Source organism: Alkalihalobacillus phoenicis, from assembly GCF_047302405.1.
Lineage (GTDB): Bacteria > Bacillota > Bacilli > Bacillales > Bacillaceae_D > Alkalihalobacillus.
Genome location: NZ_CP154853.1, coordinates 4324851 through 4342610 on the forward strand (window position 1 = coordinate 4324851; position 17760 = coordinate 4342610).

The window sequence follows — 17760 nt, forward strand, 5'->3', positions numbered from 1 at the left end:
TAATCTATGGAATTTGCAATTGGAATCGATATAGGTGGAACAAAAATTGCCGCTGGTATTGTCGGAGGAGATGGGGAAGTTAAACATAAGCTCAAAATAAATACATCACAAGAAAGCAAGGAGCAAATTTTAATTGACTTAAAAGAGGTTATTTTGAAACTGCTTGAATGGTCGGATTTACGAAAGTTAAGGGTAAGTGGGATTGGCATTGGTAGTGCAGGTCAAGTCGATGTAAAGGAAGGAAAAATTATATCTGGTACATCCAATATTAAAGAATGGAATGACATCCCTTTACGTGATATTATCCATTCTTATACGAGTTTGCCAGTTCACGTTGATAATGATGTTAATGTGTTGACGATAGCTGAAAAAGTCGTTGGAGCCGGGCGCAACTATGAGGAAATTGTCTGCTTAGCTTTAGGGACAGGAGTTGGTGGGGGAGTCATGACGGCTGGTAAGCTTCTACATGGTCACTGGGGAGGTGCAGCTGAACTAGGTCATTTCTCGATTAATATGAACGGTGCTCTTTGTAATTGTGGGTTGAGAGGCTGCCTAGAAACATACGCATCGGGGACTTGGATTGAGAAACAAATGAAGCAATTATTAAAAGAGGAGCAGCTTTTGGAAAAGTACGAGGCTAAAACTATCCTAAATAGTGAAGCGGTAATAGAGTTTTACCATCAAGGTGATCGATACGCGGTGCAGGTCATTGAATCAATGATTACCGCCCTTGCATACGGCATCATTAATTTAATTCATACTTTTAACCCTGAAGTAGTCATAATGGGGGGCGGAGTGATGAGTGACGGCGAGTGGATTATACAACGACTTGAACAAGAGTTACAAACAAAAGGGCTAAGACGACTAATTGAAAAAGTTAAAATTAAGAAAGCTGAACTAGGAAACGATTCAGGGTTAATAGGAGCAGCATTACAAGTCATGATCTAACCCTTTGCGTAGGCCTATTTTGGTCACAATAAATAGAATTATCGACTTTTGTTTAGTTTATTGTAATATAGCTAGGGATCCCTTCTGAAATTACCTTTACAAGTGGGATTCTACTTTTATTTTTAGTGAAAAATTTATTATAAAGATAATGTCGATTTTTTCTCCATAACCCAATTTATTGATATACTCTGCAGATTTGTTTATTTCTGGTATGGGAGCTATTAGAGTTTTCTCTTCTATTCCTCAAATTTTTGCTTCGTCATGTCATCCTTTTTTATTATTGCTCCCTTTCTTAAACGAATGAATTCGCTTTTTAAGATTCAATTATAAGAATGAATCGATGTGTAGAAGGATTTTCACAATAATTTTTCTAATTGAGTCTTATTTTGTATGTAAAAAGATGTTTTTCTTTCGTGTAGGCATTGATCTTCTGTTCTGGAAGATACAACGGGGTTGAAAAGATGTATAATAGAAAAAAATACTCGAAAAGGCAGGAGAACTGATGTCCGAAGAGAATATTACGCGGCTACATGTGGACGGGAAAGAAATTATTTTAATTGGGACCGCCCATGTATCAAAACAAAGTGCTGAACAAGTAAAGGAAGTAATTGAAACGGAACGACCGGATTCCGTTTGTATTGAATTAGATGAGCAGCGTTATCAATCAATTATGGACGGTAACAAATGGAAAGACATGGATATTTTCAAAGTGATTAAAGAGAAAAAAGCGACGTTACTGTTAATGAATTTAGCGATTTCCTCTTTCCAAAATAGAATGGCCGCTCAGTTTGGTGTTAAGCCTGGTCAAGAAATGATTCAAGGGATTGAGTCGGCAAAAGAAACAGGGGCAGAGCTCGTTTTAGCTGACCGTAATATTCAAACGACCTTTGCTCGAATCTGGCATCAAATTGGTTTTAAAGGCAAGGCTGATTTAATGTATCAAATTACTGGGTCGATTTTTAGTAAAGAGACGCTCACAGAAGAAGAGATGGAAAAGATGAAGTCACAAGATATGCTGAATGCTATGCTAAAAGACTTAACAGAATCCTTTCCACGCTTAAAAAAGCCTTTAATTGATGAGCGTGATCAATATTTAGCAGAACATATAAAGAAAGCACCAGGTGATAAGGTCGTGGCTGTACTTGGAGCCGCTCACGTACCGGGGATTACTCAGGAAATACATAATAACCATAATTTAAAGAAGTTGAATGAACGACCACCAAAAGCGAAATGGCCAAAAGTCGTTGGCTGGATGATCCCGATATTGATTATTGGTATTATTGCTTTTACCTTCTTTTCTAATCCTGAAGCAGGGATGCAGCAAACAATGAGCTGGATTTTATGGAATGGTTCTTTTGCAGCCATTGGAGCAGCAGTGGCATTAGGTCATCCATTAGCCATTGTCTCAGCCTTTGTCGTCGCACCCTTTAGCTCACTTAATCCATTTTTATCTGCTGGTTTAGTAGCTGGACTAGTTCAAGCCTACTTTAAACGACCGAGCGTTAGAGATTTTGAGAATTTATCAAAGGACGTCCATTCAGCGAAAGGTTTTTGGCGGAATAACGTCACAAGAATCCTATTAATTGTTGTATTAGCCAACATTGGGAGTGCACTCGGAACGTTTGTCGGCGGTGCAGATGTTGTGAGACTTTTCTTTGATAATTTATAAGAAGGAAAAAGAACGGCTCATTGAGTTGTTCTTTTTTTTGAGTGTGAGGGGTGGCATAGAGAAAAGAGGGAGAGTGAGTGGTGCCTAGATTCAGACTTAACACCGAAAAGTCAGAAGCAATCGGTAGCAAGAACCTTCAAACTTAGGGTTCCTTATAAAAATTTATATGTTCAGAACATTCTAACTAGTAGTTGTGATATAATCACTGTTAAATCATGGTTGTTTTGTCATAGGTCTATATGTTTGATTTTGTTTTATTTAAAGGAGTTGGTTTGAGTGGAGAAGGTACTTGTAAATAACTTAAATGTATCCAAGCTCATGAACGAATTAAAGGAAGATAATAAGAATATGCAGGATACGATGAAAAAAATTAAGGATATTTCGATTAAATCGAATATTTTAGCTTTGAATTCAGGGATTGAAGCTGCTCGTGCAGGGGCTGCAGGGCGTGGATTCGCGGTTGTGGCAACGGAAATAAAGAAATTCGCCGAAGATAGTTTAAATGCGAGTAATGAAAGTGAAGAGTTAATTCAAAGGGTCCAGCAAAAAGCTAATGAAATTATAGCTGTGCGAACAGTGGATGTCGCTTTTGATACGATTGATAAGATTGATCGTAATTTATTTGAACGCAATTGTGACGTTCAAGCATGGGCGACATTTGATGCGATTATGAGAAGCCTTACGCACCGAAGTGAGGAGACACAACGAGTAGCTCGAGCTTTAATGGAGAATATTTATACGATTTATGAAGTTTATTTCGAGTTGTTGGTTCTTGATTTAAAGGGAAATGTTGTAGCTACAGCAAAGGATGAATCGTTAGTTGGACAAAATATGACTGGGCGTGAATGGTTTGAGAAAACAATCGAGAGTGACGATGTTTATGTATCTGATCTCTATTATTCACCGTCCATTGGTGGCCATACGATTGCTTACTCTTGTCCGGTTCGGAATGAGGATGGGGAAGCGATTGGGGTTTTTTCTACCCGTTTTAATTGGGATTTTATTTTTGATATTATTGAGCGAGTGAAACTTGACCAAAAGAGCCAAATTGCGGTTATTAATTCGGAAGGTTACATTATTGCCTCAAAAAACAAAGAGGAAATTTTAGAAAAGAAATTGACTCATTTACAAGCCGTACAACATATTTTATCCGGAAAAGAAACACGTGGGTATACGATTGAAAATAATTGTATCTATGCTTATAGCCTGACAGAGGGTTACAACGCCTATAAAGGAAAAGGATGGTCTGTTATTGTGGAAGAGACAATTGGCTAAGAGACGAATGGAATGAAGTGAAGAGATTAACAATCAATGAAAAGGCTGAAACGGAATGCTAATCTTTTGTTTTGATACATCACGTGATTTTTGGAAAATAATTATGCCATGTAACGGTGTTGGAATTTAGATGATTTTACAATAAAAAGAAGAAGGCGTGTGATAGCCTTCTATCTAACTTCCTTCACCTTATTTACATATTGTGCGGCATGATGTTGAAGTCCAATCCAATCTTGTGTTTCAATTAAGTTCTTTGGAAATAAGGAACCACCTGCCCCTACCGCTACGGCTCCGGCTTTTATGAACGTTTTAATCGTATCTAAGTTAACTCCACCAGTTGGCATCATTTTGATATGGTTAAGTGGACCTGTGACGGCTTTAATAAAGTTTGCCCCGACTACATCCGCAGGGAAAACTTTTACGACATCAGCACCCCATTCAATGGCTTGTAATGCTTCTGTTGGCGTAAAAATACCTGGAATCATAATCTTGCCATATCGTTTCGTTGCTCGAATGGTGGCTTCACTGAGTGTTGGTGCAAAGACAAATTCAGCTCCAGAGTCAATCGCTTTCACAGCGGTCTCAGCATCAAGTACGGTACCCGCTCCGACTACCACCTCTTCACCGAATTTCGCTCGTAATTTGGTAATCGTTCTAAATGCATCATCTGAATCAACGGTAATTTCTAATCCTGTAATACCACCTGCAACTAATGCTTGGGCAATTTCTTCCACATGTTCCACTGGCAGCTTACGCATGACTGCCACAACTCCAGATGATAGTAGTGTTTCTAATCGACTCATCGGAAAACCCCTCCTGATGTAGGCTTATTTTTTTGATTAATAAAAGCATCTAATTCTTCTCTGCTTGGCATTCCTTCCACATCCCCTAATGAACATACTACTAATGCTCCTACGGCGGCGCCCATTTGGACAGCTTGTTTTAAAGGTTTCCCTTCAAGAAGACCGCTTAAGACACCAGCGGCAAAACCATCTCCTGCTCCAATTGGATCGACGACTCGATGGACCCCGTAGCTAGGGATACGACCACTATCGCCATTCTTTTCGGCAAAAAAAGAATACTCAGCTCCGTTTTTTATGACGACTTGTTTCGGACCACGGCTCAAAATATGGCGAGCGATTTCTTCTTCATCCTCTAATTGATACATCCAAATAGCTTCGTCTAAGCCTGGCATAACTAAATCGGCTTTTTCTGTTAACTCTTGCAGCAATGTTCTAGCTTTTTCTTCACCATATTGTTTGATGAGTGTATGTCTTAAATTGGGATCGAAGGAGATAAAAATATTGTTCTCTTTAGCCACTTGAATGGCTTTTTTTACAGCCTCCTCGCAACTGTCACTCAATAGAGGTGTAATCCCTGTTAGATGAAGGATTTTAGCATATTTAATTTGTCCGATTGCTAAGTCATTAACGGAAAACTGACTTGCAGCCGATCCTTTTCGATAATAATACACATTCGTTTCTTCTGGTCGAACTTTTTCTTTTATATACAATCCTGTAGGAGCCTCACTTGTATTCGTGACATAATCTGTATTGACACCTTCAGACCGAATCGATTTCACGACAAAGGTACCGAGTTCATCGTTACTTACTTTGCTCATCCACAAGGCTTTATGTCCTAATTTTTGAACAGCAATGGCAAGATTGGATTCGGCTCCACCAATACGTTTAGTGAATTCGTTTACATAACTTAGTTTTCCCGCTTCTTTTGCTTCAAATAAAACCATCGTTTCACCAAATGTTACGACTTCAGCTTTCATGTTTTATCCTCCTTTTTGAACAGAACCACTTTTTTTAAGAACATTATAAACGGTAGCAACTATTATTCTTCTAAGTACCCATTTTGAGAAAAGACTTTTAGTCTAAGAGGTTATGCCCGCATTTAAATACTGCCAAACGCTTTCTGGTAAAGGAATTCTTTCTTTTTTTCTACTTTCTTCAGTAGTTGCTTCAGGTTCTCCTGGAACCATGACCCGCTCAAAACCATCGGCTGGTTTAACAGCACGTAGTTCTTGAATCATTTGATCCATTCTTGCTAAAAAGACATCAGCTATTACAAACTTGGCTGGGTTTATCACCATATAAAATTGCCCAAGTTCCCGATACTTTTGATACTCATCATACATTTTGGAGACATGAGGGCCAAAAGCAGCCCCTGTCAGGAGGGCAGAAAAGGCTTCGACGACAAACGCTAGCCCATAACCTTTTGGACCACCAAATGGTGATAGATAAGCAACAGAATTTGGATCGGTTGTCTCTATGCCATTGGTATCTACACCCCATCCTAACGGAATGTCTGTACCGTATTCCCGTGCGTTTAGAATTTTTCCAAGAGCGACATTACTCGTAGCTAGATCAAGAATGACGGATCGTTCTTTTTTAGCGGGGAATCCGAAAGCGATTGGATTTGTCCCAAAAAATGATTCTGCTCCTCCAAATGGGACGACAATTTTATCGGTTTGAGCCATTGCTACCCCAATTAATCCTGCCTCTGTCGCTTGATTGACAAAATAGGAGAGGGCTCCACAATGGCTGCTGTTGCGGACAGCCACAACACCAATTCCTGTTGTCTCAGCCATTTCAATAGCTTGCTCCATTGCTTTCTTAGATATGACGTGTCCAAATCCATTATCCCCATCATAGATAGCGGTAGAGGGACTCGTTACAGTTAAGTTAGGTTTGGACTGGACATTTAATCCTCCTTCTTGAATCCGCTTAATATAATGTTCCACACGGAGTACACCATGAGAGTCGACCCCTCGTAAATTCGCATGGATAAGGACATCTGTAACGATTTCGGCCTCTTCTTTGTTTACGCCATTACTCACAAAGAGCTTGATAACTAGTTCAGCTAAATCTTTATCATTAATTAAATGATTCGTCATTAATAAACCCTCCTTCAACGAAAAATGATAGCATTTACATTTTATTTAAATTCATACTACCACACTACCATACAAGTGTGGTAGTATGAATTTACAAGGAGGTGAGCACCTGTGAATAAATTAATGATGCAACGAGGAAACCGCTATTCTACAAGGGATTTTGTCTATGAGATTATTAGAGAAAGAATTATGACACTAGATTTAGCACCAGGTTCATCTATTTCTGAAAAGGAAATAGCAGATGAATTAGAGGTAAGTCGAACACCAGTCCGTGAAGCGTTTCTAAAATTGTCTGAAGATGAGCTCTTACAAATTTTGCCGCAGAAAGGCTCGTTTGTAACTTTGATTGATATAGAACATGCCGAAAATGCTCGTTTTATGCGTGAGCATCTTGAAGTGGCTATGATCCGGCTAGCGTGTGAAAAGATCACAAATGGTGCTATTGAGAAAATGGAAATGAATCTTTCACAGCAAGAAATGGTGAGAAAAGCAAAAGATGAGGAAGCTCATTTTCAGCTTGATCAAGACTTTCATAGGCTAATTTCGGAAGGAACAGACAAGCTTCGCGTTTGGGGAGCGATTCAAAAAATGAATATCCATTTGAATCGAATTCTTAAGCTTAGTATTAACTCACGCTACAATTGGGATGTTTTAACTGAACATCATCGTCAATTGTTTACAGCTATAAAAGAAAAGGACCAAGAAAGTGCTGAGAAAATAATGCGTGAACATTTGAGACTCGTTTCTTTTGATCAATATGAAATAAAACAAAAGCATCCAGAATACTTCAACTAGAACTCCTAGTTGATAAGCTTTATGAAATCGTATTCATGGGGGAGTGAGGAGGAAGTAATGAAAAGAGTAATTGGAATATTTGCATTAATCAGTGCTTTATTGCTTGTTGGTTGTTCACAGTCTACGTATTCTGATGGAGAAGACGACAATGTTACCTATTGGAAAATGACGCATATTTCTGATAGTAGTCATTTATGGCATCAAGCTGCAGAGGAGTTTGCTAGACTTGTCGCTGAAAAGACGGATGATCAAGTCATTATTGATATCTATCCGAATAGCCAGTTAGGAAATGAAGTTGATAGTATTAATTCGATTAAGTTTGGAGCAACAGATTTAACGATTACCGGTGAAACACTTGAAGTGTGGACACCTAACGCTATTTTGTTAGCGGTTCCATATGCATTTCAAGATGAGCATCATATGCGTCGCGTGATTGAAGGTGAAATAGGGAAAAAGATTAAGCAAGATATCATCGATGATGTTGGCCTGACTCCTCTTTTTTACATGGAGCGAGCACCGCGAAATGTAACGTCTAATTATCCAATTTCGACACCAGAGGATCTCCGAGGGTTCAGTATGCGGGTGCCTAATGTACCATTATTCCTAGATACATGGGCAGCGGCCGGTGCAAACCCTCAAGTGATTAGCTTAAATGAAGTATTTACAGGACTGCAGCAAGGTGTAATTGATGGCCAGGAAAATCCAAATGATCTCATTGACAGCAATGGATTTTATGAGGTTCAGAATTACTTAAATGTAACCGAACATGTTCGCTCATGGATTTATGTTGTTGTCGGCAATGAACAGTTAGCCGCATTACCAGAAAGTCAGAGACAGGCGGTGTTGGAGGCAGCAGAAGAGGCTGAATTATTTGCTCGTGAGCTTCTTGAAAGTGACGCTGAAAAAGTAAATGAACGTCTACAATCAAGAGGGATGGAATTCAATGAAGATGTTGATCAAGAAGCTTTCCGTGAAGCGATGCTCCCAGCATTAGAGAAAAGTCTTGGGGAAGAGCAATATGAACTTTACCTAGAAATCGTTGCAGATGGGGAAGAAAGTGAGGAGGAAAAGGAATGAAAGTAGCTACTATACTTGATAAATGGCTATCCTATATAACTATCATTATATTTACCTCACTTTTGTTAGTAGTAGTTCTTCAAATTATTTGTCGGTATTTACCTTATAATCCGATTTGGACAGAAGAGCTTTCTCGTTATTTATTTGTCTATTCCATAACGGTTGCTGCACCACTTGCGATTCGTAAAAATGAGTTTATTCGTGTTGATATGTTGATTATGCTACTCCCTGAAAAAGGTAGACGTAATTATGAAATCTTCATTTCATCAATCATTTTTCTGTTTGGAATTGTGCTATTTATAGAAGGACTTAACTTCTATAAGCTTGGACTTGATTTTATTTCGCCAACTCTTGGTATGCAAATGAGCTATGTATATGTTGCAGTTCCTATCCTTGCTGTACTTATCATGGTTTATTCCATTATTTATATAATTGACCGTTTTAAAAACGTGAAGTTAGAAGGTGAAGAGCTGTGATGTCTTTATTACTAGTAGGTTCATTTTTATTGTTTATTTTGATTGGAATACCGATTGCTTTTAGTTTAGGGCTTGCTTCGCTTTTGTATTTAATTGTAGCAGGGATTCCAATGACTATTATTCCGCAGGCAATGTTTGCGGGTATTAATTCTTTTGTACTTCTAGCTATTCCAGCATTTATTCTTGCTGGAAATTTAATGAACGCTGGTGGAATAACAACACGAATTATTGACTTCGCTAAAGCGTGCGTTGGTCATATTCGAGGAGGTTTAGCCTTAACGAATGTAACTTCTTCCCTTGGTTTTGCTGGTATTTCCGGGACGGCATTATCTGATACGGCGAGCATTGGTTCTGTTATGATCCCAGCGATGAAAAAAGAAGGGTATGGTTCCGGTTTCTCAGCTGCAGTTACTTCCATTTCTTCAACAGTTGGACCGATGCTTCCGCCTTCTTTACCGATGATCATTATCGGAACACTTGCAAGCGTTTCAATCGGTGATTTATTTTTAGCTGGTGCGATTCCGGGGATATTGCTTGCCATTGGCTTTCTGATCATTACATATGTGATCTCGGTTAAACGAAATTATCCTAAAGGGGAACGTCAACCCATTTCTACTGTGACAAAATCTTTTTTCGGAGCATTTTGGGCACTCCTCATGGTTGTGATTATTCTTTGGGGAATTCTTGGTGGCTATTTCACTCCAACAGAAGCAGCCGTTGTTTGTGTGATTTATGCACTTATTGTTGGCGGTTTTGTTTACCGTGAACTTAATCCAAGGGAAATTCCTTCTTTACTTGTTAATACGATTAGTTCAACGGCATCGATCTTATTGCTTGTTGGGTTTGCAAATTTGTTTGGTTGGATCCTTGTTCGTGAAGGTGTCCCATTACTGATTGCAGACGGCATATTGTCCATTACAGATAATCCAATTTTTATTATCTTTCTACTCATTATTCTTCTGTTAGTTGTAGGTATGTTTATGGAGACGATTGCGGCATTAGTCATCTTATTCCCTGTTCTTCTACCTGTTGCCACAAGTGCTGGGATGGATCCAGTCCATTTTGGAGTTGTGATGGTACTTACACTTATGATTGGATTGTCAACGCCACCAGTAGGTGTATGCCTATTCGTTGCTTCAAGCTTTGCTAAAGTTCCAATTGGGAAAACAGTCAAGGAGCTAGTTCCATTTTTGGGCGTCGCATTGCTTGTTCTAATTTTAGTAGCTTATATCCCGGCTTTGTCGTTATATCTGCCAAGTTTATTTGAATAAGGAGTGAGTGTAAATGCGGGCCATTCAAGTAATAGAACCCAAAATATTGAATATTGTCGAAATGGAAAAGCAGAATATTAAAGAGGATGATGATGTTCTTGTAAAGGTGAAAGCAGTAGGAATTTGTGGGTCAGATATGCATATTTATCATGGAAGTAATCCTTTTACGACTTACCCAAGAGTGATTGGTCATGAAGTAGCGGGAATAGTGGAAGAAGTAGGGTCAGCGGTGTCCCATTTGCAGCCTGGAGATCGAGTCGCTCTTGAACCGATTTCTTATTGTGGAACTTGTTATGCTTGTCGGAAAGGTCGTCCAAATGTTTGTACAAGCCTTGAAGTATTTGGTGTGCATCGTGATGGGGGAATGAGAGAGTGGATAGTAGCGAAGGAAAAGAAGTGGCATAAAGTCGAAGAGTATGTTTCGTTTGAAGCAGCAGCCCTTGCTGAACCAATGACAATTGGGGCACAGGCAATGTTTCGTGGGAATGTTCAATCTAGTGATACCGTTTTTATTATGGGTGCAGGTCCAACTGGAATCGCATGTCTTATCATGGCGAAACAAAAAGGAGCGACTGTTTTTATTTCGGACTTTAACGATAACCGCCTCGACTATGCTAAATCAATTGGAGCCGATTATCTTATTCATCCTGGTCAAGAGGATGTTGAAAAAGTAATTACGGAAAAGACAAATGGGGAATTGATCAATGTTGTGATTGATGCGGTAGGGACCGCTGCAACGTTTGAGCAGGCTGTGACTCTTGCTTCAACAGCTGGGACTGTTGTGACTTTAGGGTTTAATGAAAGCCCATCAAACATTCCATCTCTTGCTTTGACAAAGAAGGAATTAACGGTGGTCGGTTCAAGGTTACAGACAAATCAATTTCCAGGTGTGATTGAGCAAGTGAATCATAAAAGAATAGATCCGAGTGCTGTGATTTCCCATCAATTCGCTTATACAGAAATAAAAGAAGCGATTGAGTTATTAGAAAAGCATCCTGAAGAAGTAAGAAAAATCGTTTTAACTTTTTAAATTAAAAAAGGACGTGAATAGCTATGCGTATGACATTTAGGTGGTATGGAGAGAACAACGACTCAGTTACATTAGAACAGATTAAGCAAATTCCAGGAGTAGAAGGCTTAGTCTGGGCACTGCATGATCGTGTTGCCGGAGAAGTATGGCCACTTGATGAGATTCTTGCTTTAAAGGAAAAGGCTGATGCCTACGGATTTCATCTTGATGTAGTCGAAAGCATTAATGTTCATGAAGACATTAAACTAGGCTTACCGACACGCGATCAGTACATTGAAAACTACAAAGCAAGTATTCGTAATGTCGCTGAAGTTGGAGCAAAAGTGATTTGCTATAATTTTATGCCCATTTTCGATTGGACACGTACAGATTTATTCAAAGAGATGGAAGATGGATCAACAGCTTTATTTTATGAAAAGGCAAAAGTAGATTCAATGGATCCGCAAGAGCTTATCAAACAAACAACGAATAATCCCTCCCAATATACAATGCCAGGTTGGGAACCAGAACGACTAAAAGATATTGAGCACTCTTTTACAGCCTATAAAAATGTGAGTGAGGATGACCTTTGGGCAAACTTGCAATACTTCTTAGAACAAGTGCTTCCAGTTGCAGAACAGCATGATATTAAACTAGCGATTCATCCGGATGATCCACCTTGGTCTGTGTTTAACTTGCCAAGAATCATTACGAGTGAAGCAGCAGTTGAGAAATTCTTATCTATATCGGATAGTCCATCACATGGTATTACGTTGTGCAGTGGTTCGCTTGGTGCTAATCCAAAGAATAATATTGCTCGTATTATTCGTCGTTTTTCTGACCGAATCCCATTTGCCCACATTCGTAATGTAAAAGTGTATGAAAATGGAGATTTCATTGAAACATCTCACCGTACGCAAGATGGCTCAGTCGATATTGCTGATGTTGTAAAGGCCTATCATGAGAATGACTTTACAGGTTATGTACGTCCCGATCATGGGCGTCATATCTGGAATGAGGAATGCCGACCTGGTTATGGGTTATATGATCGTGCCCTTGGGATTATGCATTTATGGGGGCTTTGGGACGCTTATGAATTAGTGAAAAAAGGGGGAGATGACAATGCTTCCGATTCATAAATCTCTTGCTGGTAAGGTTGCTGTTGTTACAGGGGGAAGTGGTGTACTTTGTCAGGCAATGGCTAAGGAGCTTGCTCACCAGGGTATGAAAATAGCGATCTTAAACCGTAATAAGGAGAAAGGGCAAGAAGTGGCTGCAGAAATCGAATCAGTAGGGGGAACCGCGATTTCTATTTCTTGCGACGTTTTAAAAGAAGAAAGTGTGTTGGCTGCAAGTGAAGTGGTCCTTAAAGAGCTTGGACCGTGTAACCTGTTGATAAATGGTGCGGGTGGTAATCACACAGACGCTATTACACAGACGGAAACATATAGTGTTGGAGACCTTGAAAATAGTGAGATTAAAAGTTTTTTTGATTTAACGATTGCCGGTTTTGATTCCGTTTTTAAACTTAATCTTCTCGGGACGGTTATCCCAACACAAATCTTTGCCAAACAAATGCTTAATCAAAAAGGGGCTGCTGTTATTAACCTTTCTTCCATGAGTGCCCCTTCGCCAATGACCAAAGTTCCTGCATATAGTGCTGCTAAAGCAGGGATTGATAACTTTACACAATGGTTGGCGGTTCATTTTGCTGAGGCTGGAATTCGAGTGAACGCGATCGCACCAGGATTTTTCTTAACGGAACAAAATCGTCACCTACTTACGAATGAAGACGGCAGCTTAACAGAGCGTGCGAATAAAATTATTACCCACACTCCTCAAGGTCGATTCGGTGTTCCAGAAGATTTGCTGGGTACATTGCTTTGGCTTGCTGATAAGGAAAGTTCTGGTTTTGTTACGGGTATTACCGTTCCTGTTGATGGTGGATTTATGGCGTATTCAGGTGTTTAAGAGAGACTTAGAATGATAGGGACGTCTCAAATGGCCTCTAATTAATAATAACCTCGTGTCAAAACGGCGTGAGGTTATTTTTTTTGGTGAAAAAAGAGAATACGTAATGAAAGTCACTTGATGCGAGGGTTAGGGTGCGAGTAAGGTGGAATAGGTAATGAAAATCATGTGATGAGAGGGTTAGGGTGCGAGTAAGGTGGAATAGGTAATGAAAATCATGTGATGCGGAGATTAGGGTGCGAATAAGATGGAATAGGTAATGAAAGCCTAGAGATGCGGAAATTAGGGTACGAATAAAAGAGAATAGGTAATGAAAACCACAAAATGCGTCCATTATTGTTCGAAAAACCAGTGATTGGTGCCTCTACTTACAGTTCTTCATCAGAGAGAAAAAGAAGCTGAACCCCCTGGGACAGCTTCTTTTTATGTGTAGTTATGAGCATTTAATAGAGTCAAAACTTCTCCATTAACCCACGTCACGCTCCCAAAAGCGATGCTGGGCAAGTGCCTTTGTAAATTCTGAGATGAAAGGTTCTACTTCGTTTTGGATAATCACTCCATCGGAATTTTTTATGTTTAAGTCTTCAAGTAAAGTCTTTCCTAATGCCGTAGCTCCGATTGGTTTAAAGTGGGTAAATGCCTCCTTAATAAAGTAAGTGGCTTTCAAATGGAATGAGCGATTTTCGGCACTACTACTGGCTACATATACGGCATCAAATAAAACAGAATCAGTCGTTAAGAAAGAGTGTTCGGCTTCTAATTCCTCATTGTCATCGCCTTTAAATACTCCTAATGATTCGGCGATAATTTCTCCTGTTACACCTTGTTCTTTTAATTTTTCTTTAATCTCTTGGACTTCTTTGCCATTAAACTGTTGCCCTAAAAGAATGGCGACTTTTCGTGAATGAGCTTTTTTAATGGTATTTTTTTGACTGAGAGCCGCTGAAGATTTTGTATAGTTGGATCCACCTTTTGAAGGAGGTGTGATTCCAATATTAGCAGCAATTTTTTGAACCATACTTAAATTAACATGTGCAAACATATCGAGAACTTGTTGTTGGATATCTTTGTTTGTTAATTTTCCTAGCTCAAAGCTAAAGGCTTCAATGATATGATTTTTCTCAGGTGCACTCATGCTATTCCAAAAAAGGGTTGCTTGGGAAAAGTGATCTTTGAAGCTCTCACTCCTCTTCCGTACTTTCTGCCCATCTACTTTTTCTTCGTAATGAGCATAGCCACCGTCTTTAGGTGCAGCTGGCGCAGGGGTATTATCGGCAAGGGAATTTTTATGATAACTCACTTGGCCAACATTTATCGTCTGCCTGCCGTAACCATCCCGTTGATTATTAGCAAATGGACAGATAGGACGGTTAATCGGTAATTCATGAAAGTTTGGTCCCCCTAATCGAATTAATTGAGTATCTGTGTAAGAAAATAACCTCCCTTGTAACAGCGGATCATTGGTGAAATCAATACCAGATACAACATGACCAGGGTGGAAAGCTACTTGTTCTGATTCAGCAAACACATTATCGACATTACGGTTTAGCGTCATTTTTCCAATGATTTTAACGGGCACGTCTTCTTCTGGCCAAAGTTTGGTCGGGTCTAAAATATCAAAATCAAAAATAAACTCGTCTTTTTCGCTAATGATTTGTACTCCTAATTCATATTCAGGGTAGTCTCCCTCCTCAATGGCTTGATACAAATCAGCTCGGTGAAAATCCGGATCTTTTCCGTTTATTTTCTGGGCTTCATCCCATACAACCGAGTGAACACCTAGTATAGGCTTCCAATGAAATTTAACAAAGTGAGCTTGTCCTTCTTCATTGATTAAACGAAATGTGTGAACACCAAAACCTTCCATCATTCGATAGCTTCTCGGTATCGCTCGGTCGGACATTGTCCACATCACCATATGGGCTGTTTCTTGGTTGTTTGCGACAAAGTCCCAAAACGTATCGTGAGCAGAGGCGGCTTGTGGGATTTCATTATGGGGTTCAGGTTTAACCGCATGAATCAAATCGGGAAACTTCATCGCGTCTTGGATAAAAAAGACGGGGATGTTATTTCCGACTAAATCATAGTTGCCTTCCTCTGTATAAAATTTGGTCGCAAACCCTCTGGCATCACGAGCGAGTTCACCTGAACCTTTTGAGCCCGCAACTGTAGAAAAACGTACAAATACAGGGGTTTTTGTATGAGGATCTTGTAAGAATTTAGCCTTTGTATAACGTTTCATAGATTCATAGACTTCAAACTCACCATGGGCACTAAAGCCACGGGCATGAACGATTCTTTCTGGAATTCGTTCATGATCAAAGTGGGTCATCTTTTCTCGGAAGTGAAAATCTTCCATGAGAGTGGGTCCACGTTCACCAGCCTTTAGCGAGAATTCATCTTCAGAAACTTTTAACCCTTGATTCGTAGTCATATGTTGACCGCTATCTCGCACTCGATAGGATTCTAACTGTTCATCCTTTTGATCTCGTTTGCTTTTCATGTTTTTCCTCCTTCAGATTAAGTTAAGAAAAAATATTTGAGCTTGAGTGATTGAAATTACTTAAACACTCTCTTCCCGAGCAAAAGTGAAAATAAACTATTGGGCGAGATAACTTGACCTTTTTACATAATTGATGAGCTCTAACCTTTCGTTTTCTTTTTACCAAAATAGAGTAATCCAAGCAACAGCCAGCCAAGCATGATAACAAAAGCAATGGTTAGAAATAGCTCAGGGCCTATGGCGATAATTAACGGAATGGATGCGGCTGTCACAATTCCACCTCCAACAAAAATATCGAGGAGAAGTTGTTTATAACTAAAGCCTTCCTTGGCAGGTGATTTATTTTCAGGATCAGCAAGATTAATAAGAAGTAATCCGGCTGCGCTCAAACCAAGACCTTGTCCAAGATCACCAATGCTTCGTTCGAACCAGTAATCAGGCATTATTTTTGGTGCGACAAATAGAAAACATAAAACCGTCCAAGTGATAGCGACAATTGACATCAGGATAAACGGAAGGAGATAATCACCAAGCACTGTCAGTGATAAAGTAGCGATGGCAGAAACGATTAATAAATCAAGGGCAAATCCTTGAATGCGATTAATTAAACCTCGATCTAAAATGGGACGTTTTGTCACTTTATCTAAAGTGACCTGAACAATGACTGCTCCAACCATCGCTAGTGGAAATAACGGCATGTTGACAAATAGTTCAATGGAATCTGACCATAAAGCTTCTTCAACTAAGATAAACCCCTCTAGCAGCAAGTATCCGATTGCGATCGCGATACCGATATAAGCAAAGTGAACAGTGAACGTCTCGATGACTTCTGATCTAGTCGTTTTTTGACCGGCAGGGGCCTCACTTTGTTCTTCCTTTTTCAATAAACCTTTCTTTTGCTCTTCTGAAATATCTTCAGGACTTTTTAGAATTTCTGTTTTTCCTTTTCGAGCAGCCCAATTAATCAAAATCATCCCAATAAAAACACCTGAAAGGACACCAACTGTGGCTAAACCAACAGCAAGATCTCGACCTTCCTCAAAATCAACCGCAGAAAACGTACCTGAAAGTCCAGCCGCAGTACCATGTCCACCGACAAAGCTTATTTCCAATAAAGCTCCTGCAGCAGGGTTCATATCAAAAATCGGAACTAAAATAAAAAGGGCAAGAGCTGCACCGATCACATATTGCCCCCAAGAAAGAAAATGAGAAAAGGTAATTTGAGGACCGGATATTTCCCACATTCTTTTAAGCGATGGAATCGTGCTACCGATAAATAATGAGGCAAAGATGACACTAATTAATAACTCAGGTAAGGCCTCCCAGACTGTTAACATCTCTTCTGGAAAAAGCCCTCCTTCTTCCAAATAGTCGATATTTAATAATCCCAGAACTTCAGGACCTAATAACAATCCTATTAATCCAGCTAATACAGAACTTGGGATAAAAACAGTTTGTAAAAAAGGGGTAGATATTCGAATCCATTTACCGATCAGTAGTAAAATACCAAGAATGATAAAACTAAAACCAATGACTTCTGCTGACATTTAGAACCTCCTTTTTAACGTTACCCTTAACCTATTACCGACAAGGTCAAATTTAAAACAATCGTTCATGGTGGTTCTTGAACGTGCGGTGAGGATTCTCCCGACTCACCCTCGGAACGTGTAGGGTATGCAGCTGGCGGAATAAGCTAGATGAGCAAAATTTATTCTAAAGAACAGTTGTCCTCCGTTTCTTTTTTTGCTGCAAGTCGGGAGAATCGCTAGGCACTTGAGGAAGTATAGCGATGGTTTGAAAAGGACAAAAAAATAAGCTCATTTTTTGAAACCCGCTTCATTTTGTAGGCGTTAAATAGTTA

The 17760-nt window shown here is 39.5% G+C and carries 15 protein-coding genes; 10 read left to right on the plus strand and 5 right to left on the minus strand.

The annotated features are described in order from the left end of the window. Nucleotides 1-6 precede the first annotated feature (6 nt). From AA0017_RS20285 to AA0017_RS20295, 3 genes are all read left to right on the plus strand, one after another. Complete coding sequence (locus AA0017_RS20285) at nucleotides 7-948, plus strand: ROK family protein (protein WP_413377424.1); 942 nt, start codon at nucleotides 7-9, stop codon at nucleotides 946-948. A gap of 502 nt (nucleotides 949-1450) precedes the next feature. Next, a complete protein-coding gene (locus AA0017_RS20290) occupies nucleotides 1451-2617 on the plus strand; it encodes a TraB/GumN family protein (protein ID WP_413377425.1) in 1167 nt (388 codons plus the stop codon). Nucleotides 2618-2893: 276 nt separating this feature from the next. Then, nucleotides 2894-3892 carry a methyl-accepting chemotaxis protein gene (locus AA0017_RS20295; RefSeq protein WP_413377427.1) on the plus strand — a complete coding sequence of 333 codons (999 nt, stop codon included), beginning with the start codon at nucleotides 2894-2896 and terminating at the stop codon, nucleotides 3890-3892. Between the two features lie 170 nt (nucleotides 3893-4062). On the opposite strand, the gene AA0017_RS20300 is transcribed toward AA0017_RS20295, so the two are convergent. The 3 genes from AA0017_RS20300 to allD all read right to left on the minus strand — a co-directional run bounded on the left by AA0017_RS20300 (nucleotide 4063) and on the right by allD (nucleotide 6797). Then, the gene (locus AA0017_RS20300) at nucleotides 4063-4695 is read right to left on the minus strand and encodes a bifunctional 4-hydroxy-2-oxoglutarate aldolase/2-dehydro-3-deoxy-phosphogluconate aldolase (RefSeq protein ID WP_413377429.1); all 633 of its coding nucleotides are present in this window, start codon (nucleotides 4693-4695) and stop codon (nucleotides 4063-4065) included. Further along, the gene (locus AA0017_RS20305; protein ID WP_413377431.1) at nucleotides 4692-5672 is read right to left on the minus strand and encodes a sugar kinase; all 981 of its coding nucleotides are present in this window, start codon (nucleotides 5670-5672) and stop codon (nucleotides 4692-4694) included. The genes AA0017_RS20300 and AA0017_RS20305 overlap by 4 nt, the downstream gene beginning before the upstream one ends. A gap of 102 nt (nucleotides 5673-5774) precedes the next feature. Then, entirely contained in the window at nucleotides 5775-6797 is a 1023-nt protein-coding gene (allD, locus tag AA0017_RS20310) for an ureidoglycolate dehydrogenase (RefSeq protein WP_413377433.1), read from the minus strand. A gap of 111 nt (nucleotides 6798-6908) precedes the next feature. Here allD and AA0017_RS20315 point away from each other — a divergent pair, with 111 nt between their 5' ends. Genes AA0017_RS20315 through AA0017_RS20345 form a run of 7 tightly spaced genes read left to right on the plus strand, consistent with a single transcriptional unit; the run spans nucleotide 6909 to nucleotide 13396 of the window. After that, nucleotides 6909-7592: a GntR family transcriptional regulator gene (locus tag AA0017_RS20315; RefSeq protein ID WP_413377435.1), complete on the plus strand. Its 684-nt coding sequence runs from the start codon at nucleotides 6909-6911 to the stop codon at nucleotides 7590-7592. 57 nt (nucleotides 7593-7649) lie between these two features. Continuing rightward, nucleotides 7650-8669 (plus strand): TRAP transporter substrate-binding protein, encoded by a 1020-nt coding sequence (locus AA0017_RS20320; protein ID WP_413377437.1) that lies wholly within the window; start codon nucleotides 7650-7652, stop codon nucleotides 8667-8669. Then, nucleotides 8666-9145: a TRAP transporter small permease gene (locus AA0017_RS20325; RefSeq protein WP_413377439.1), complete on the plus strand. Its 480-nt coding sequence runs from the start codon at nucleotides 8666-8668 to the stop codon at nucleotides 9143-9145. Before AA0017_RS20320 ends, AA0017_RS20325 begins: the two co-directional genes overlap by 4 nt. Continuing rightward, nucleotides 9142-10416 carry a TRAP transporter large permease gene (locus AA0017_RS20330; protein ID WP_413377441.1) on the plus strand — a complete coding sequence of 425 codons (1275 nt, stop codon included), beginning with the start codon at nucleotides 9142-9144 and terminating at the stop codon, nucleotides 10414-10416. The genes AA0017_RS20325 and AA0017_RS20330 overlap by 4 nt, the downstream gene beginning before the upstream one ends. A 13-nt stretch (nucleotides 10417-10429) precedes the next feature. Beyond that, a complete protein-coding gene (locus AA0017_RS20335) occupies nucleotides 10430-11446 on the plus strand; it encodes a zinc-binding alcohol dehydrogenase family protein (protein ID WP_413377443.1) in 1017 nt (338 codons plus the stop codon). 23 nt (nucleotides 11447-11469) lie between these two features. Continuing rightward, complete coding sequence (gene uxuA / locus AA0017_RS20340; RefSeq protein WP_413377444.1) at nucleotides 11470-12564, plus strand: mannonate dehydratase; 1095 nt, start codon at nucleotides 11470-11472, stop codon at nucleotides 12562-12564. Beyond that, nucleotides 12548-13396, plus strand: a complete 849-nt coding sequence (locus tag AA0017_RS20345) for an SDR family oxidoreductase (RefSeq protein ID WP_413377446.1) — start codon at nucleotides 12548-12550, stop codon at nucleotides 13394-13396. Before uxuA ends, AA0017_RS20345 begins: the two co-directional genes overlap by 17 nt. 466 nt (nucleotides 13397-13862) lie before the next feature. Here AA0017_RS20345 and AA0017_RS20350 read toward each other — a convergent pair whose 3' ends face one another. Continuing rightward, nucleotides 13863-15899 carry a catalase gene (locus tag AA0017_RS20350; RefSeq protein WP_413377448.1) on the minus strand — a complete coding sequence of 679 codons (2037 nt, stop codon included), beginning with the start codon at nucleotides 15897-15899 and terminating at the stop codon, nucleotides 13863-13865. Between the two features lie 140 nt (nucleotides 15900-16039). Then, a complete protein-coding gene (locus AA0017_RS20355) occupies nucleotides 16040-17446 on the minus strand; it encodes a sodium/glutamate symporter (RefSeq protein ID WP_413377450.1) in 1407 nt (468 codons plus the stop codon). Nucleotides 17447-17760: the final 314 nt, after the last annotated feature.